Annotated in this window: 11 protein-coding genes; all 11 read left to right on the top strand. The window is 39.9% G+C overall.

The annotated features are described in order from the left end of the window. Nucleotides 1-474: 474 nt before the first annotated feature. Entirely contained in the window at nt 475-3,549 is a 3,075-nt protein-coding gene (locus tag AB3G38_RS09530) for a SusC/RagA family TonB-linked outer membrane protein (protein WP_367868255.1), read from the top strand. A gap of 105 nt (nt 3,550-3,654) precedes the next feature. Next, on the top strand, nt 3,655-5,208 hold the full coding sequence (locus AB3G38_RS09525; protein ID WP_367868254.1) for a RagB/SusD family nutrient uptake outer membrane protein: 1,554 nt from the start codon (nt 3,655-3,657) through the stop codon (nt 5,206-5,208). A 69-nt stretch (nt 5,209-5,277) separates the two neighbouring features. Further along, a complete protein-coding gene (locus AB3G38_RS09520) occupies nt 5,278-6,777 on the top strand; it encodes an alpha-N-arabinofuranosidase (RefSeq protein WP_367868253.1) in 1,500 nt (499 codons plus the stop codon). 95 nt (nt 6,778-6,872) lie between these two features. After that, nucleotides 6,873-8,852 carry an alpha-L-arabinofuranosidase C-terminal domain-containing protein gene (locus AB3G38_RS09515; protein WP_367868252.1) on the top strand — a complete coding sequence of 660 codons (1,980 nt, stop codon included), beginning with the start codon at nt 6,873-6,875 and terminating at the stop codon, nt 8,850-8,852. A gap of 6 nt (nt 8,853-8,858) precedes the next feature. Next, entirely contained in the window at nt 8,859-9,869 is a 1,011-nt protein-coding gene (locus AB3G38_RS09510) for an arabinan endo-1,5-alpha-L-arabinosidase (RefSeq protein WP_367868251.1), read from the top strand. Then, on the top strand, nt 9,866-12,256 hold the full coding sequence (locus AB3G38_RS09505; RefSeq protein ID WP_367868250.1) for a glycoside hydrolase family 127 protein: 2,391 nt from the start codon (nt 9,866-9,868) through the stop codon (nt 12,254-12,256). The genes AB3G38_RS09510 and AB3G38_RS09505 overlap by 4 nt, the downstream gene beginning before the upstream one ends. A 188-nt stretch (nt 12,257-12,444) precedes the next feature. Continuing rightward, complete coding sequence (locus AB3G38_RS09500; protein WP_367868249.1) at nt 12,445-12,963, top strand: RNA polymerase sigma factor; 519 nt, start codon at nt 12,445-12,447, stop codon at nt 12,961-12,963. An 89-nt stretch (nt 12,964-13,052) separates the two neighbouring features. Further along, nucleotides 13,053-13,904: a FecR family protein gene (locus AB3G38_RS09495; RefSeq protein WP_367868248.1), complete on the top strand. Its 852-nt coding sequence runs from the start codon at nt 13,053-13,055 to the stop codon at nt 13,902-13,904. Nucleotides 13,905-14,019: 115 nt separating this feature from the next. Next, on the top strand, nt 14,020-17,430 hold the full coding sequence (locus AB3G38_RS09490; protein WP_367868247.1) for a SusC/RagA family TonB-linked outer membrane protein: 3,411 nt from the start codon (nt 14,020-14,022) through the stop codon (nt 17,428-17,430). A gap of 13 nt (nt 17,431-17,443) precedes the next feature. Next, a complete protein-coding gene (locus AB3G38_RS09485) occupies nt 17,444-18,865 on the top strand; it encodes a RagB/SusD family nutrient uptake outer membrane protein (protein WP_367868246.1) in 1,422 nt (473 codons plus the stop codon). A 12-nt stretch (nt 18,866-18,877) separates the two neighbouring features. Further along, entirely contained in the window at nt 18,878-19,765 is an 888-nt protein-coding gene (locus AB3G38_RS09480) for a glycerophosphodiester phosphodiesterase family protein (RefSeq protein WP_367868245.1), read from the top strand. Nucleotides 19,766-19,771: the final 6 nt, after the last annotated feature.

The following is a 19,771-nucleotide window of genomic DNA, read 5'->3' as shown; positions in this document are numbered from 1 at the left end:
TAATTTTAGACTTTACCAAATCTTATTTAATTTATTCTGCTGTTTTTTATTTTTTTAAACCCGCAAAAAGCTATCCTTAGATATGTTTTATGCGGGTTTTTATGTGTTTATAAATAATTATAAACGTATAATTAACATTTATTTTATAAACGTCTATTTGACGATTAATAATTATTTTATACATTCGATTATTAATCAATCAAATTGATTAGGCCAAATATAAATTTTGCAAGGATAGATGAAATCACCAGGTCTGTAAAGGAGTGTGGTTAATCTGGATGCATGCAAATAATTAACCTGTTATGAGCAACTCTAAAAAGGCTAAACCTGCTTTAGCGACCATTCTGTCTTTATATTTCACAAGACTTGTTGTCTTCATGATACCCTTATTCAAATTAAGCAGCAACTCACCGGCCGGTCATTCGAAAAACACCTTAACAACAGCTAATCAATCACTAATTAAATAATGATTTCATGAATATTTATATACTTAATAATAGTTTTCGCTATGTCCGGTTTGGACTGCTGCTGACCGGGCTGTTTTTATCGGCCATGGTACTGGCACAAACCTCACCAGTTAAAGGGAAAGTAGCTGATGAAAGTGGTGCAGGTTTACCGGGTGCTACGATCAGAATAAAAGGAAAGGCTGGTGCAACAGCTTCAGATGCCAATGGTAATTTTGCCATACAGGCAGTTTCAAATGACGTGCTGATTATTAACCTTATCGGTTTTACTGCGCAGGAGGTGTCTATTAACGGGCGTCCCCAGCTTGCAATTCAATTGAAGCCAAGTGTAAAAGAATTAGGCGAAGTGGTGGTAGTGGGCTATGGGACCCAGCTAAAAAAAGATTTGACAGGTTCTGTTTCTATTGTCAATACTAAAGAACTGAAAAAAACCTCTGCAAGTGATATAGGACAATTATTACAAGGAAGAACCGCTGGAATTGCGGTGACAAACGATGGACAACCAGGCGCTTCACCTACTATTCGTATCAGAGGACTGGCCTCCTTTAATAATCAGCAGCCACTTTATGTAGTAGATGGAATTATGCTATCTAATACCCCGCGTGATTTTAGTCCGAATGATATTGAATCCATGCAAGTTTTAAAAGATGGAACTGCGGCAGCAATTTATGGTGCAGCAGCAGCAAACGGGGTAATTATTATTACGACCAGGCAAGGAAAGAAAAACAGCCCGCTGAGCATTGAATACAACACCTATTTTGGAGCAGATAAAATCTGGCAGAAAATACCCGTAGTTAACCGTGCCGGATATCAGTTATTGAATAATGAATCTCAACTAAATGGAGGGCAGACCATCGCACCCGCAAACGATCCGGCCAGTCCAAAATATATAGGGAATATTGACACCGACTGGCAAAAGGAAGGATTGAAAACAGGGTACCGGATGAACCATAACCTGAATTTCTCTGGCGGTGGTGAAAACTCCACATTCAACGTATCTCTGGATTATTTTAAACAAGGAGGTACTTTTGTGGGGAATGGACCGGATTATAACCGTTATACGGGACGGATCAATACCACCCAGTCCAAAGGGATTTTCAAATTCGGGCAATCACTAAGCTATACACATTCCAAAGAAAACTCATTGACTTTTCGCGGAGATGTACTTACAGGCGGCAGGCCTCCGCTGATCAACGATCTGGTCATTGCCATTCCAACACAATTAGTTTATGATCCAACAATGCCTAATGGTTATGGAGGTACACAATCTGACAGGGAAAGAGCGATTTCTTTAAATGTACCAGCTGTGAATTCTATGTTTACAAACTTTACAGAAGTTGACCGGATTTTTGGTGTGGCATGGGCAGAAGCGCAGTTATTGAATCTAAACGGACACAGCCTGAAATATAAAGTCAATGCAGGTTATGATAAAACTGTAGCACGTGACTTTGCATTTCAGCCAACATTTGATCTTGGATTTTTCTTCAAACAAACCGTAAACCGTCTGGACGATAATTCAAGAACATATACAAATGCCCTGGTTGATAATACACTTACTTATGATAAGAAATTTGATAAACATACTTTCAATGCAGTCCTGGGGGTGAGTTACAATAAAAATACAGCTCTGGTCAGGTCCGGACATGCGGAACAACTAGATCCCAATTATCTTGTTTTAGGAAACGGAACAAATAAAACGGTAGACGGAAGTCTTACTCCTTATGCTTTTTTTGGGCTCTTTGGAAGACTAAACTATAATTATGACGACAAATATTTACTGACAGCAAACTTCAGACGTGATGGCTCATCCAGATTTGGTTATGGGTATAAGTATGGAAATTTCCCTGGTATATCAGCAGGCTGGAGAATCAGTAAAGAAGCATTTATTCACCTGCCAAAATGGATTACAGAATTGAAGTTAAGAGGTGGGTACGGGCAGCTGGGAAATGCTAATATTGGTGATTTCAGATATCTGGCACTGCTTAATCCTAACATTGTCTATAACTTCAACGGAACTAAAGTGACCGGTGGAGCACAAACAAATGTGATTGATCCAAATATCCATTGGGAAACAAAAACGACATCAAATATTGGAATTGATGCCACTTTTTTTGATGGAGCAATTGATCTGACTGCTGAATATTATAATAATAAAGCTACAGATGCGCTGATTGGTGAACCCATTCCTGCATCTGTAGGTTCTAATGATACTGCCCCGTTAACCAATGCAGCGAGTATCAGAAATACGGGTATCGAAATTAATATTGGCTATCATAACCATAAAGGAGCTTTCACTTATAATGTTTCAGGTAATCTGAGTACAGTGAAAAATACTTTACTGGCATTAAGCAGTGGAGAAACTTCCAGAATTGTGGGTGGATTTGTCAACACTGTCGGACATGAAATTGGCCGCCATTACGGGCGTGTAGTTGAAGGAGTTTTCCAAAACACAGATGAGATTAAAAACCATGCATTTCAAAATGCCTTTACTGCTCCGGGCGATTTGAAATTTAAAGATATCAGTGGCCCGGATGGTAAACCTGATGGCGTAATCAATGATCTTGACCGCACTGATCTGGGCAGCTCTTTGCCTAAAGTATATTATGGATTGAATTTTACTGCCGGCTATAAAGGTTTTGATTTTACTTTATTCCTGTCTGGTGCTGCGGGCAACCTGATCAATGGATCTTTGTATCGTACACTGATGCATACTACTGATTATCTCAATTATCATGAGGATGCTTTAAACCGGTGGACTCCAGCAAATCCAAATAATGAATATCCAAGACTGGCGGCAAATGATCCGAATCAGAACGGAATAGAGTCTGATCGTAAAGACTGGCTGCAAAAAGGGGATTATTTGAGAATCAATACGATTTCTCTTGGCTACACGATTCCTAAGCTTAAAGTGAAGTGGTTGCAATCTATCAGAGTTTATGCAACTGCGCAAAACGTTTACACCTTCCAGTATTATAAAGGATACAATCCTGATTTTGCACAGACCCGTCCGTTTGAGCCCGGTTACGATCCAGGATCCTTTCCAACGCCAAGAACACTGATGATGGGTTTACAAGCCCGGTTTTAGAATTAAGAAAACAGAGATAGGATAGCTTCATTACCATTAACCACGCAGTGCTCCTGAGGACCATTAAAAACATAAGTACTGCGAAAAACAAGCAAATAGATACTGATGAAAAAAATATTATGCTATATACTTTTAGGCCTGTTAAGTACAGGTTGTAAAAAACAGCTCGACCTGCAAAATCCCAATGCCAAGACCATAGATCTTTACTGGAAAACGGCAGATGACGCACAAACCGGCGTAAATGCGATCTATAATAGTCTGATCCAGGATGGTACTTATATGCGGATGTTTCCAGCCCTTACCGATGTAAGAGGTGATGATTTTGCAGGAGACAGTCCCTGGGGGGATCTGGTACAGGTCGGAAACTTTAGTATCCCTTCTAATTCCGGACCCGTTCAGTGGATCTGGGCAGCACATTACCAATTGATCTGGCGTGCAAACCAGGTGATCATCAATGTACCTGCAATTGCTATGGATGAAGAATTGAAAAAGCGGATTATCGGGCAGGCACATTTTTTACGGGGTCTGGCTTTATTCAATTTAGCGAATACCTACAGGGATATTCCTGTTCCATTAGAACTGCCGGTTGATAAATCAAAATACCGTACACCTACCGCAACAGATGAAGTTTTATGGGCACAGATTTTTGCTGATTTCAAAGCTGCTAAAGAGGTGCTTCCTGTTACTTATGCTGGCTTAAACGGCCCTGATGCAGGACAAACTGGCCGTGCTACTAAAGGAGCAGCTACAGGCATGCTCGGTAAAGCATATTTGTATAAAAAGAAATGGATGGAAGCTGCTGCTGAATTTAATGAGCTGATCAATGGAGCCCAGAAGGGAAAATATGCGCTGATGGCTAACTACAGAGATAACTTTAAAGAAGTGAATGAAAACAATGTGGAATCCTTGTTTGAAGTACAATTTGGTCAGCCAGATGCCGTAGGCGGAACGGTGATGAACTATGGAGGTGAACCCAATGCCAACTGGAAACAGGTGAGCTCTGTAGGAAGAACTTACGCTATGGATGGTTATGGTTATTCAGATTTCCTGCCAACCAGATGGATGTACAATGAATTCAAAATAGAAAAAACTAAAGATGGTAAAAGTGACCCAAGGTTACTGGCCACTATTGCTTCCTATGAACCTGCTGATAATTCCATTACAGTTTATGGAAACAAATGGCCTTTTGCTTTAACCGCAATCTATCCGAGAAAATATACGCATGATGGCTTAAACTGGCCAGGAAATGACGATCAGGAAAACTCAGGAATTAATAACAGGATACTCAGATATGCAGACATACTGCTCATGTATGCGGAGGCTTTAAACGAGATGGGAAATACTGCAGATGCTTATACTTATATCCAGCAGGTAAGAAACAGAGCAAATCTGCCAGATCTGAGTACCACCAGCCCTGGGATGAATCAAGTACAGATGAGAACGCAGCTGGCACATGAACGTGCGTTGGAATTTTCGATTGAATCTATCAGGATCAATGACATTATCAGATGGGGATGGCTGTATGATCCCGCTAAACTGGCAGAGTTGAAAGCGCACGATGCAGATTTTAATACCTGGACTCCAGGCAAAGAATATTTGCCAATTCCACTTTCAGAACTCAATGTTAATCCTAATTTGAAACGTAATCCCGCAAACTAAATCCCACCCATAAATCTTGTCATGATGTTCAAAAAAAATATAATCAAAACACTAGGTATATCCCTGCTTATGTTGGGCAATAGCCAATTGCTGACCGCACAACAAACTACGGTAACTTTAAGCGCAGATAAACCCTCCGGACAGATTAGTAAACATATTTACGGGCACTTTGCAGAACATCTGGGCCGCTGTATTTACGATGGATTTTATGTAGGAGAAAACTCTGCTATACCCAATACCCAAGGCGTAAGAAATGATATTATTGCAGCCTTAAAAAACCTGAATATTCCAAACTTAAGATGGCCGGGCGGTTGTTTTGCAGACCGGTACCATTGGAAAGATGGAGTAGGGCCGAAAGGTCAGCGGCCATCCATTGTAAATACGATGTGGGGTGGGGTAACCGAAGATAATAGTTTTGGTACCCATGACTTTCTGAATATGTGTAAACTACTGGGTACAGAACCTTATCTTGCCGGAAATACAGGTAGTGGCACAGTACAAGAGCTTTCAGATTGGGTACAGTATGTTAATTTTGAAGGTAAAAGTCCAATGTCTGACCTCAGGGTGAAAAACGGTCAGGAAAAACCATGGAATGTGAAATTCTGGGGCGTAGGAAATGAAGCATGGGGATGCGGAGGAAATATGACCCCGGAATATTATGTTGGAGAATACCGCAGATATGCTACATTTATGGAGGGTAGAAACCTGTTTAAAATTGCATCCGGAGCTAACGTGGATGACTACCACTGGACAGAAACCTTAATGAAAGGTATTCCGCTGCAAATGATGGATGGTATTGCTTTACACCATTACTCTTTTCCAAGCTGGGATAAAAAAGGCCCTGCTGTTGGTTTTACTGAACAGCAATATTTCGAAACGATGAAAACAGCATTGCGTATGGATGAACTCATTACCAAACATGCTGCCATTATGGATAAGTATGATCCGAAGAAAAAAATAGCTCTGGTAGTAGATGAATGGGGTGGATGGTTTGACGTAGAAACTGGCACAAATCCCGGATTTTTATATCAGCAGAATACGATGCGTGATGCGATGATTGCAGGAACTACCCTTAATATTTTTAACAACCATAATGACCGGGTTAAGATTGCGAATCTTGCACAATGCGTCAATGTACTTCAGGCTGTTATTTTGACTAATAAGGAAAAAATGCTCCTCTCTCCAACTTATCATGTGATGGAAATGTATAAAGTCCATCAGGATGCGACCTTACTTCCGGTAGTAGTGAAAAGTGATGATTATGTGGTAGGCAATGAAAAATTACCAGCTGTATCGGTATCTGCTTCTAAAGATGCAAAAGGCTTGACGCATATTTCGGCAGTTAATATCGACAGGAATAAAAGTGAATCCATAGAGATTATTTTGAGTGGTGCAGAATATAAAACTGTCCGCGGCAGAATTTTAACTTCGGCCAAAGCAGATGACCATAATACTTTTGAAAAACCAGATTTTGTAAAACCGGCTGAATTTAAAGGTGCAAATCTGAAAGCAGGTAAATTAACAGTAAAAGTTCCGCCATTCTCTATTGTCGTACTGGAATTAGAATAACGGGCTGATGAAAAAAATGAGACGAATGGATTTTCAAAGGCATTTTAAATAACGGATACAAATGACTACAGAACGATTAAAAGGAGAAAAATAAAATGCTAAAAAGATGCTTTTTTACCGCAATTGCCACGTTCAGTTTACTGAATGTGATGGCACAGAAAAATACAACGATTGCTGTTAACCCAGATAAGATCACCGCTAAAGTACAGCCCGAAATGTGGGGGGTGTTTTTTGAGGACATCAATATGGGCGCAGACGGAGGTATTTATGCAGAGTTGATTAAAAACCGTTCTTTCGAATTTTACAAGCCATTAATGGGCTGGACTATCCAGGGAAGTAAAATTCAGGAAGGTGACCTGCTTGTATTGAATAAAGGTGAAAAAGATGCTGATAATCCGCGTTACCTCAGGGTTATTTCCAGAGGAAAAAATAAGACTGATTTAAATATTACGAATGAAGGATTCAAAGGAATAGGTGTTAAAAAAGGGCTTTCCTATGATTTTTCAGTGTTTTACAGGCAATCTTCTCCAGCAGTAAAACTACATGCTGAACTGATTGACAGTACGGGGAAAGTACTGGGAAGTGCTGTTCTTGTTCCGGAAACAAGTAATGGTCAATGGAAAAAACAAGCTGTAACTTTTACTGCAAACCAGACTGTCAATAAAGCAAAATTCAACCTTTGGTTTGAAGGAGCTGGCCAGATAGACCTCGATCAGATCTCTTTATTTCCGGGGGATACCTGGAAGAACAGAAAAGGCGGCCTGCGTGGAGATATGGTGCAGATCCTGGCAGATATGAAACCTGGCTTTATCCGTTTTCCAGGCGGATGCATAGTAGAAGGACATGACCTGTCTACCCGCTATCAGTGGAAAAAAACAATAGGCCCTGTTGAAAACAGGAAGCTGATTGTCAACCGCTGGAATTCAGAATTTGCACATCGGCCTGCGCCTGATTATTACCAGACCTTCGGACTCGGATTTTATGAATACTTTCAGCTTTCTGAAGATATTGGTGCAGAACCGCTGCCTATTCTGAACTGTGGGATGTCCTGCCAGTTTAATACAGCTGAACTGGTGCCATTAGATGAACTTGATCCTTATATTCAGGATGCATTAGACCTGATTGAATTTGCTAACGGAGATGTGAACACACCATGGGGCAAAGTCAGAGCAGAAATGGGGCATCCAGCACCTTTTCATTTAAAAATGCTCGGAATTGGTAATGAAAATTGGGGCCCGCAGTATTTAGAGCGCCTAGAGTTGTTCACTAAAGCCGTTAAAAGTAAATATCCGGAGATTAAGCTGATCAATAGTTCTGGAACTGATCCTGACGGAGCACGTTTTGATCTGCTCAATACTTCCTTAAGGAAAATGAAAGCAGACATCATTGATGAACATTATTACCGCTCACCTCAATGGTTTTTAGCCAATGCCAAGCGATATGACAATTACGATAGAAATGGATCGAAAGTCTTTGCAGGTGAGTATGCTGCGCAAAGTGATGGAATTGCTAAACCAACCAACAAAAATAATTGGGAATGTGCCATTGCCGAAGCCGCATTTATGACCGGTTTGGAAAGAAACGCAGCGGTGGTACATATGGCTTCTTACGCACCTTTATTTGCACATGCCGATGGCTGGCAATGGACGCCTGATATGATTTGGGTAGATAATTTAGCTATATATGGTACCCCAAATTACTATGTACAGAAGTTATATTCCTTAAACAAGGGAACTGATGTCATCGATATTCTGAGTGATCAGAAAGTAATTGCAGGCGAGGATGGGATTTATGCTTCAGCAGTACTGGACCAAAAAACTAATGAAGTCGTTATTAAGGTAATTAATGCTTCTTCATCAGCAAAATCAAGAAACATTGTAATCAATGGAAGTAAAAAAATGGCTTCCGGCGGGAAACTTACCCAGCTGCAAAATGAAAACTTAAGCGCTGTAAATACTTTTGCCAATGCTGTAAATGTGAGCCCAAAAGAAAAAGAAATAACGATTAAGAATAACCAGACCTTGTTAGAGTTGCGGCCTTACTCGTTTAGTGTTTTAAGGGTTCCTTTGAAATAAACAGGAATGAAAAAATATTTGATTTTAATCTTGTTTTTTTTAGGGGTATTCCGCTTAAATGCTCAGGAATATCAAACAGCTATATCCGTCCACGATCCTGTAATGATCAGGCAGAATAACCGGTATTACCTGTTCAGTACTGGCTGGGGCATTAATGTCTGGAGTTCAGCTGATAGGAAAAGCTGGAAAAAAGAACAGCCTGTTTTTAGTAAAGCACCTGAATGGGCAGTTAAAGCTATACCGGAATTTAAAGGCCATATCTGGGCACCAGATATCTATTTTCACGAAGGAAAATATTACTTGTACTATTCTGTATCTGCTTTTGGTAAAAACACTTCAGCTATAGGAGTAGCAACTAATGCAACACTGGACCCGGATTCTCCTGATTTTAAGTGGACAGACCATGGGAAAGTAATTCAGTCTTTTCCAGGGAAAACAAATTGGAATGCAATTGACCCTAATGTAATCAGTGATGAAAAGGGTATTCCATGGATGGTATTTGGCTCATTTTGGGACGGTATTAAACTAGCTCAGCTTAGTAAAGACCTGCTGCATATTTCGGCACAGGCTGATGACATACCTACTATTGCCAGCAGAAAAAAAGTTCCTGGAGCACCGAATCCTCCTGCTGTAGATGGAAACCCTGTTGATGCTGGCGGCAATGCTATTGAGGCGCCTTTCCTTTTCAAAAAAAGCGGGTATTATTATTTATTTGCTTCCATAGACTATTGCTGTAAAGGTGAAAAAAGTACTTATAAAATGATTGTTGGACGTTCCAGGTCAATTAAAGGCCCTTATTTGGATCGGAATGGTATCGCAATGACTCAAGGAGGAGGGACATTGGTATTGGAAGGAGACGCTGGCTGGTATGGAGTTGGTCATAATGCAGTCTGCTCTTTTGATGGGATAGATTATCTCATCTTTCATGGCTATGATGCGAAAGATAAAGGAGTGCCAAAACTCAGAATTGAAAAATTAAACTGGTTGAATGAATGGCCGCTTGTAATTGAAAAATGATGAAATTAAACAATATCTTAACGCTGTTGTGCCTTTTCTCAGGGACTGTTTATGCACAGAAAAAGGATTATCCGATTCAGCCGGTGGCTTTCACTCAGGTGCATGTAAATGATCAGTTCTGGGCCCCAAAAATGGAGATCAATGCCAAAGTAACTATTCCTCATACCCTGCAGCAATGTAAAATGGATGGAAGAATAGATAATTTTTTAAGAGCTTCCAAAACTATTCCAGGAGACAAATTAACTGTCTTTCCATTTGATGATACGGATATCTATAAAGTGATAGAAGGTGCATCTTATGCGATACAAATGAAAGCCGATCCGGTGATGGAGAAATATGTAGATACACTGATCAGTATTATTGGTGCTGCTCAGGAAAAAGACGGTTATCTCTATACTTTTCGTACAGTCAATGCAGCTAAGCCTCATGAATGGATTGGCAGTAAACGCTGGGAAAAAGAAGAAGAACTTAGCCATGAGCTCTATAACTCCGGGCACTTATTTGAATCTGCTGCTGCCCATTATCAGGCTACAGGAAAGAAAACTTTATTAAATATAGCCCTGAAGAATGCAGACCTGCTGGTCAGAGATTTTGGCTACGGTAAAACAGAGCGGTATCCGGGACACCAGGTGGTAGAAATAGGGCTGGTTAGATTATACAGGATCACTGGTAATGAGCAATACCTTAACCTGGCCAAATTTTTTCTGGATGAACGTGGGCCTAAAGGCAATGCTTATAACCAGGCCCAGGCGAAGGTCGTTGACCAGCACGAGGCAGTTGGGCATGCTGTAAGAGCGGCCTATATGTATACGGGTATGGCTGATGTGGCCGCAATTACGGGAGATAAAAGGTACCTGAAAGCCATTGATGATATCTGGGAGGATGTCGTGAATAAAAAACTTTATATCACCGGAGGAATTGGTTCAATGGGGGAGGGTGAGGCATTTGGTGAAGCTTATCATTTGCCCAATATGTCTGCTTATGCAGAGACCTGTGCAGCAATTGCCAATATTTACTGGAACAGCAGGATGTTTCAGTTACACGGAGATTCTAAATATATCGATGTTTTGGAACGCACCTTATATAATGGTTTACTATCGGGAGTTTCTCTTTCAGGAGATCGTTTTTTTTATCCTAACCCTTTATCTTCTATGCATCAGCATGAGCGTAGTGGATGGTTCAGTTGTGCCTGCTGCATTTCTAATATGACCAGGTTTTTACCTTCTGTACCAGGTTATGTATACGCCCAAAATGAAAATAACTTATATGTAAACCTCTTTATGGGGAATACGAGTGAGATTAAACTTCCTGTTACTCAAGTGAAAATTGCACAGGTTACCGCTTATCCATGGGATGGAAAAGTGGCGATAAAAATAGATCCGGAAAAAAATGCAGCATTCACTTTGCATATCCGTATTCCCGGATGGGCACGTAATGAGGCTGTTCCAGGTACATTGTACAGTTTTATGGAGACGAAGCCTTCACCGGTTATGCTTACTTTAAATGGAAAGCCATTTAAATATACGGTAGTTAAAGGTTATGCAGTTATTGACCGTACCTGGAAAAAGGGTGATCAGTTAGTGTTTGCTGTTCCGATGGAAACCAGGAAAGTTTTTGCAAATGAAAAAGTAAAGGATGATAAAGGCCGCTTTGCTTTTCAGCGGGGGCCTGTTGTTTATTGTCTGGAAGGTCCGGATAATAAAGACAGTGTAGTCCAGGATATTATTATAGCTAAAAATGCGGAGGTAACTTCACACTTTAATCCTGATTTGCTGAATGGAATAGAAGTATTAACTGTACCAGGCTCAGGCACGCACAGAAAGCTCAATAGTAACGAGCTGATTAAAGTCGATCAGAAAGTTACTGCAATACCTTATTATGCCTGGGCAAACCGGGGAGCTAGTGAGATGACCGTTTGGGTACCCTATGAAGAGTCTGTTTCAAGACCCAGGCCTGCTGCAAGTATTGCCTCCAGAAGTAAAGTGTCAGGATCATTAACTCATAAACAATTGCTGGCTGCTGTAAAAGATCAATATGAACCGGCAGATGCTAAAGATAAAAGTTACCCTTATTTGCATTGGTGGCCCAAAAAGGGTTCAAATGAGTTTCTGCAATACGATTTTGATCAGGAGTATGAAGTTTCAGCCTCAAAAGTCTATTGGTTTGATGATAGCCCATGGGGCGGATGCCGGATTCCTGACAGTTATCAGCTTCTTTATTTAAGTGAAGGAAAGTGGGTTCCTGTAGAAGCGGTTACTGGCTATCTTATTGAAAAGGATAAGTTTAATGTTCTTCGTTTTAAACCTGTAAAAACTAAAGCGTTGAGACTGGAAGTCCGTCTTCCTAAAGATAACTCTTCTGGAATTCATGAATGGGTGATTGAGTGATATAATGCTAAGTGATGGACAATTCCTGGCTTTAGCATAAGCTTTATAGATATTCTCAAATCAACAGCTGTCTGTAGAAAAAACTGATATATGTTAACATAAGATTAAGCTTTGTATCGCGGTAATATCCAGAACCCTGTTTTTGTATTTTTGTAGTACCTCAATGGGGATCACATATGAATATATTTTTGACTAAGATAAAAGCTGGAGATCACAAGGCTTTTAAAGAGATGTTTGAATCTTATCATTATAAAATATATCAATTTGCCTACCGGTTTACTAACGATCGTGACGCTGCCGAAGATATAGTCCAGAATGTATTTATTCATGTCTGGAACAACAGGGCAAAACTAAATGAGCAGTCTAATCTGGATGCTATTATTTTCAAAACGGCGAAACAAGAAGTATCCAACTGGTACCGTACCCTGAAAGCTCAGGAGCAGCGAATTGAAGATATCAATTTACTCGCAGAAGAAGATGCTGCAGAAGATGATCATTTTAAAGAAATTCAAAAGGCCTACCTATATGAATTGCTGGAAACTCTGCCAGCAAGAAGAAGAGAGATTTTTATGCTTCACCGCTTTGAAGGGCTTACCTGTCAGGAAATTGCCCAGCATCTTTCCATTTCCAAAAGTGCCGTTGAAAATCAGATCAGCCAGGCACTGAGCTACCTCCGTCATCAGGCTGGATATACTAAAAGCCTTTAGTCTCATTAAGATAAGTTTAACTCAATATTAAGAAATCTTTATCAATTCAGATGAAGGTGGTGGTTTGATTTGTTCAAACGTAATAGGTTATGAAAGTGAAAAAAGAAAATATAGAAAATATCAATTTTGAGAAATTATGGGATGAGCTTCCTGTAGCTGGAAAATTAGATTCCGGGCAAAAGGAGCGCATGTGGGAGCAAATTGATCTTAAAATGGTCCGTCCAGCGAAAAAGAACAACCACTGGTGGGTAGCTGCTGCAGCCACAGTTCTGATGGTTGCCGGATCAGCTATTGCATTGAATATGACCTCCCACAGCAACTATCTTGAAGTTATTTCCTATGAATCTTCAAAAACAATTCTCCTGCAGGATAGTACTGAGATTATCCTGGGACAACATAGTAAACTTAAATACCCTGCTGAATTTGGCTGGTTTAACAGAGATGTTAGCCTGGAAGGGAATGCGATATTTAAGGTGAAGCATAATGGGAAATCTTTTACCGTAACCTCAGGAGGTTTTAAGACTAAAGTACTGGGGACTTTTTTTAAAGTAGACATGTCTCCGGATTATTCAACTGCTAAGGTTTCTCTTTTTGAGGGAAAAGTCCAGGTCAGTTATAAAGATTCAAAAACGGCTATATTGAAACCAGGAGATCAATGGTCATATAACACCAAAAAAGAATTGCCAAACCTTAATCATCAGGAGAACCTGACTGCAAAAAATGTTAAGCTTGATTTTAAGAATGCAAGCCTGACTGAGGTTTTAAAACAGCTATCCTTAATTTATGGAGTAAAGATCAGCAGCAAGGAAGGGGTCAATGAAAAAATGAAGATTACCGGGACTTTCTATTACAGCACTCCATTGCAGTCGCTTGAAGAAATGGGGTACCCGTTTGGTTTAAGTGTTAAAAAGATAAATAAACTACAGTATGAGATAAAATAATCTATTGACAAACGAAGAAGCACCACATAGTGTGGTGCCCTTCAATCCATTTTTCAATATACGCATCCGCGAAGTGCTTATATCAAATATTATTAAGATTTCAATTACCAAAAGTATGAAAAAATATTTTACTATTGGGCTGTTGCTGTATGCATTTGTGTTAAATAATGTAATCACCAGCAAAGCTTATTCCCAGGTACCAATTCAAAAAAAAACAATAACCATCCTATCCAGTAAAAAGACAAGTCTTGCCAGTATTTTTAAGGAAATGTCCAAACAATCCGGCTATTCATTTATCTATTCCGAAGAGCTTATCAAAGACTTTTATGCCGATGAGCTGCAAATCAGCCATCTGGAATTGGGGGATGCCCTTAAATATTTAGAACATCTTTTTTCTATAGCTTTCAAAGTAGGGAACCGAAGTGTTTCTGTGGTTGTTATACAGAAAAAACAGGGGCAAAATATCATTAAAGGCCGCGTAACGGATGGAGCAGGAGTACCTGTTCCTGGTGTTTCAGTCAAGGAAAAAGGAACCACGCAAACTGCTGTAACTGATTCGGAAGGCGCTTTTAAAATTACGACACTGAATGCTGCTGGAATGCTGACATTCTCTTATATCGGGTTTAAAACTACAGCGCAGGAATTTGATAAGTATGCTTCAGCAATGTCCATCAAGATGGAAGAAAATGAAAATACTTTAAACGATGTTGTAGTGGTGGGCTATGGAACCCAGAAAAAATCAAGCGTTACCGGTTCAATTTCTTCATTAAAATCAGAGGATATCACTGCTTATGCAGGTTCGACTTTTGCCCAGGCAATGGCAGGTAAAGCCGCCGGCGTTCAGATCGTCGAAAATTCTGCAATTCCAGGAGGAGGGAGCCAGATTAAGATCCGCGGTACTGGTACTTTAACTGCAGGTACTTCTCCACTAATTGTAGTCGATGGTTTTCCTCTATCCGAAGGAACAGGATTGAACAGTATTGATCCTAATGTAATTAAATCTATTGAAGTATTAAAAGATGCGGCATCAACAGCAATCTATGGATCAAGAGGTGCTAACGGCGTGATTATGATAGAAACCAGGCAAGGCAGAGACGGTAAAACCTCTGTCAGTTTTGATTCTTATTATGGAATTCAGCAGCGTGCTGATAAAGTGAAGCTGGTTGGTGCTTACGACATGGCGCAATTCATGCTGGAATCCAGAAATACAGGCTATGTATCTAAAGATCCGGCCAATCGAAAAGAAACTGACGATACGCAAACCAGGTTAAAAAATGGAGCATCAAAGCGGGAGCTCATCCCTGATTATATTCTGCCTTATTTGCAAAAACAACCAGGATTAACCAATACCAATTGGCTGGATGAGGTATTCAGGGCGGCTCCAATAACCAGCCATACCCTTAATATTTCTGGTGGAGACCAGCGGAGCAAGTATTCAGTAACAGGAAATTACTTTAAGCAGAAAGGAATTGTGATCGGGTCAGACTATGAAAGATATTCCTCCAACATCAATATCACCTCTGCATTAACCAGGGATATTAAGTTTGGAATAACAGCAAATCCCTCTTATAGCAAACGTAACCTGTTTAATAATAACGGAGATTGGAATACAGATCCGCTTGCTATTGCTATGATCAGTTATCCTTTTTTTTCTCCTTATAATTCGTCTGGCGGTTTAAATATCTCTGAACAAATTAAAGCAAATACTGCTACTGATGGTGCCCTGGGTGAGAATCCTGTAGCAATGATGCAAATGATAGACAATAAAGCTGATGAATTTAATCTCTTTGGAAATTCTTATCTGGCTGTTAATTTTTTGAAAAACTTTACTTTTAAAACATCCCTAGGTGCAAACATTTCTACTTATAATTTTAATCAGTTTGATCCTTCGGGAGTTGGTAAATACAGGCAGGCAGCTCCTGATAAAACTCTGGCTACGCGGATCATCAATTTAACAAAAAATTATTTGAATGAAAACGTGCTTTCGTTTAGCAAATCAATTGGTAAGCACACTATTGATGCTATTGCCGGGCAATCTTATCAGTATGAGAAATTTCAGGGAAATACAGTGGATGCATTTGATTTTCCTGATGATCAGATTAAGAATATATCGGGAGGAACCAATTTTTCCGCGAAAGAAAATCAATATGAATGGACTTTGATTTCTTACTTTTCAAGGGTTAATTACAACTATAATAACCGGTACTTACTGGCGGCATCTATTCGTAGAGATGGTTCTTCCAGGTTTGGTGACAATTCTAAATGGAGTTATTTTCCAGCTGTCTCTGCAGGCTGGGTGCTAAGTGAAGAAAGCTTTTTTAACAAAGATAACAACTGGCTGAGCTACATGAAACTTCGTGCAGGCTGGGGCAAGACCGGGAACAACCAGATCCCTAACTACGGTTCAAAATCGTTATTATCCAATGATAATTATGTTTTTGGAGGTGCGATGGCCGGGGGATATGGAATCAATACTTCTCCTAATCCTGATTTATCGTGGGAAGTTGCTGAATCCATCAACATGGGACTGGATATGAACCTGATCAATAATTACCTGAATATTTCTGCAGATTATTATGTATCTCAAACAAATGACCTGCTTTTAAACGTGCCTGTGCCTGCACAATCCGGTTATACACAATCACTTCAAAATATTGGAAAGATAAAGAACTGGGGCTTTGAACTTCAGCTGGGATTAAATAAAGCAATAATGCTTGGAGCGGTGAAATGGAAACCTTCTTTAAATATGTCTACCAATCACAACAAGGTTTTGGCTTTGGGTAAAGGGCAGGATGAGATTATTACCGGTTCAAATAATTTTGCCAGAACCAGAGTGGGTGGGCCGATTGCCGAAATGTATGGTTATAAAATAGGTGGAGTTTACAAAAATCAGGAACAATTAAACAGTTCACCTCATATGGCCGGAACTGTAGTTGGTGACTATATTCTGGAAGATTTAAATGGCGACGGTGTCATTGATACAAAAGATAAAGCAGGATTTGGTACTGCAGCACCAGAAATGACTTTCGGTTTTTCAAGTACTTTCATTTATAGAAATTTTGATCTGAGTTTTGCAATCAACGGTGAATTGGGTAAAAAAATCTATAGCAGGCCGCTCTCCACTGTTCTTGGACCAGGTGAAGGCTTTGCGGTAGCTTCGCAAGACTATTTTGACCATCGTTTTCATCCTGTCAATAATCCTGGTGGTTATTATGCTACGCCTAATCTGGGTAATTTTTCTAACGATAGAAAGGAAGCAAGAACGTCTGATATATACTTTAACAATGCTTCTTATCTCCGTATGCGTACAATCAGGCTTGCCTATAGTTTCCCGGCAAAATTGATTAAAAGTGCCGGCCTTTCAGGATTGCAGGTATATCTTAGTGCAAACAATCTTTTTACGCTTACTCCTTATAAGGGGTTTAGTGTAGATGCCTCTTCTACCGATCCATTAACTCAAGGCTATGATAATGCAAACTACCCTGTAGCCAAATCGTATATTCTAGGTTTAAATTTTAATTTTTAAGACAATGATTAACATGACATACAGACTTGTAAAACTATTCTATGTTTCTCTGGGGCTTACTGTTGTCCTGATTGCCGGCTGTTCTAAAAGCAAGCTGGATATGACACCACAAACAGATAAAGTGCTTACTGCCTTTTATAAAAACGAAGCACAGCTCAATGAGGGAGTAAATGGTGCCTATGCCATGCTTCAATACGGAGGCCAATATGGATCTAATTATTTAGTGTTTGGAGAAATTCCATCAGACAATACTTTTGATGAAGTACCAGCTAATGATAATGGAAATTATGGCCAGCTGGACATGTTTAGTGCAATCGCATTAAACGGTCTGGTAGATGGGACCTGGCAAGATGCCTATAAAGGTATCCAGCAAACCAATGTGATTTTAAACCGCATTGATGGTATCGATATGGCTTCTGCTAACAGAGATAAACTAAAAGGCGAGATGTTATATATCCGGGCGCTTACTTATTTTAACCTGGTGAGGATTTTTGGCGATGTACCATTGGTTATCAAAGAAACAACGAATGTGAATGATTATTTTGGTCAGGGGCGTACACCTAAAACTGAGGTATATGGTCAGATAGAGCAGGATCTGATTAAAGCTGCCCAGTTGTTGCCGGCGGCAAGGTCAATAAATGGAAGGGTGACACAAGGGGCAGCATTTGCTTTACTGGGTAAGGTTTATCTCACTTTAAAAAAGTATGATTTAGCTATAGGCCAGTTAACTAAGGTCGGCCCGCTTGGCTATAAACTACTAACTGATCCTGCCCGGATTTTTGATCCTGCATTTAAAAATAACGAAGAAATCATATTTGATGTTCAGTTTGCTTCTGGTGTGAACGGGAACAAAGAGGGAAGCAATGCCTTTCAGCTGTTCAGCCCTTCTGGTACTGTAGCAGGGGCTAAAGGACACAATTTGCCGACCAGGGAAATCTATAATTCTTTTACCTCTAAAGACCGCAGGAGGGATGCTTATCTCGGTATGACTAAAGACGGGGTTCCTTTTACGAGGAAACTCGTACAAACTTCTACTACAGTTGAAGATGGAGGAAGCAACGTGGTTGTACTGAGGTATGCAGACGTATTGCTCATGCTGGCAGAATGTTATAACGAAACAGGAAATTCAGTTAATGCACTCGATAACCTTAATCAGGTTAGAAACAGGGCTGGTCTGGATAAAACTGTAACTACAGATCAGAATAGTTTAAGAACTGTAATTGCGCTGGAAAGACAGTTGGAATTAATCGGTGAGGGGAGCCGTTGGTTCGATTTGATCAGAACAGACCAGGCCATAGACGTGATGAACAGTTATTTTGCGCGTACTCCAGGTTATCAGGGAGTTAAGGTTACAGCGGATAATCTGGTACAGCCTATACCACAAAGCCAGACCAATACAGATCCGGCAATTAAACAGAATAAGGGATATAATTAATTGATAATCAAGATGAAAAAAAGTGATTTTATACATTTAACAGTGCTATGTTTTTTCTTCATAAACTTTAGCGCTTTTGGTCAATCTGTACAAATACAGACGTTAGCCCATTTAAAGAGTCCTGTAATCGTAGTTTCTCACAGGGGAGACTGGCGCAATGCACCTGAGAATTCACTTTTGGCTGTACGAAAAGCGATTGAAATGGGAGTGGATATGGCTGAGATAGATTTGGCAATGACAAAGGATAGCGTACTGGTCTTAATGCACGACCAGACTATAGACCGTACAACTACCGGAAAAGGTAAACCAATAGATTATACCTATCAGCAACTGGAAGGATTTTATCTCAGGGACGGTTTGGGTGTAGCTACAGAAATGCATGTACCAACACTGGAGCAGATACTTGACCTGGCTAAAGATAGAATCATGCTCAATCTGGATAAAGGCTTCGACTACATCCATAAGGTATACCCTATGGTTAAAACGAGAAATATGGTTGAACAGGTATTATTTAAAGGCGATCAGAACTATCAGCAAGCCAGGGCCAGTTTAGGGAACGTTCTGGACTCTATTTATTATATGCCAATCATCAGGTTGCAAAAAGGTGAGGGAATGAAACAGATTAATGCGTTCACTAAGAATTATAAGCCATTTGGATTTGAATTTACCGTGGGCGAAAATGAAGATCATCTGATTGATTTTGAAGTCCTGAGAAATGCTGGATATCATGTTTGGGTCAATTCATTATGGCCTGCCCATAATGCACATCATAATGATGACAAGGCTCTGGATAATCCTGCTATTTACCAATGGTTTCTGGACAAACATGTCGACTTTATTCAAACAGACCGTCCAAAAGATTTATTGCGGTTTTTAAAAGAAGTTCACCAGCACAAATAAGACTTA

The sequence above is a fragment of the Pedobacter sp. WC2423 genome (genome assembly GCF_040822065.1).
Classification (GTDB): domain Bacteria; phylum Bacteroidota; class Bacteroidia; order Sphingobacteriales; family Sphingobacteriaceae; genus Pedobacter.
The sequence above is the reverse complement of the archived record's forward strand: the minus strand, read 5'-3'. Positions and strand labels throughout refer to the sequence as shown.

What these genes read in the sequence shown, in the direction of transcription:
- AB3G38_RS09530 (WP_367868255.1), top strand. Translation starts at nt 475, where the DNA reads ATGAATATTTATATACTTAATAATAGTTTTCGCTATGTCCGGTTTGGA.
- AB3G38_RS09525 (WP_367868254.1), top strand. Translation starts at nt 3,655, where the DNA reads ATGAAAAAAATATTATGCTATATACTTTTAGGCCTGTTAAGTACAGGT.
- AB3G38_RS09520 (WP_367868253.1), top strand. Translation starts at nt 5,278, where the DNA reads ATGTTGGGCAATAGCCAATTGCTGACCGCACAACAAACTACGGTAACT.
- AB3G38_RS09515 (WP_367868252.1), top strand. Translation starts at nt 6,873, where the DNA reads ATGCTAAAAAGATGCTTTTTTACCGCAATTGCCACGTTCAGTTTACTG.
- AB3G38_RS09510 (WP_367868251.1), top strand. Translation starts at nt 8,859, where the DNA reads ATGAAAAAATATTTGATTTTAATCTTGTTTTTTTTAGGGGTATTCCGC.
- AB3G38_RS09505 (WP_367868250.1), top strand. Translation starts at nt 9,866, where the DNA reads ATGATGAAATTAAACAATATCTTAACGCTGTTGTGCCTTTTCTCAGGG.
- AB3G38_RS09495 (WP_367868248.1), top strand. Translation starts at nt 13,053, where the DNA reads ATGAAAGTGAAAAAAGAAAATATAGAAAATATCAATTTTGAGAAATTA.
- AB3G38_RS09490 (WP_367868247.1), top strand. Translation starts at nt 14,020, where the DNA reads ATGAAAAAATATTTTACTATTGGGCTGTTGCTGTATGCATTTGTGTTA.
- AB3G38_RS09485 (WP_367868246.1), top strand. Translation starts at nt 17,444, where the DNA reads ATGACATACAGACTTGTAAAACTATTCTATGTTTCTCTGGGGCTTACT.
- AB3G38_RS09480 (WP_367868245.1), top strand. Translation starts at nt 18,878, where the DNA reads ATGAAAAAAAGTGATTTTATACATTTAACAGTGCTATGTTTTTTCTTC.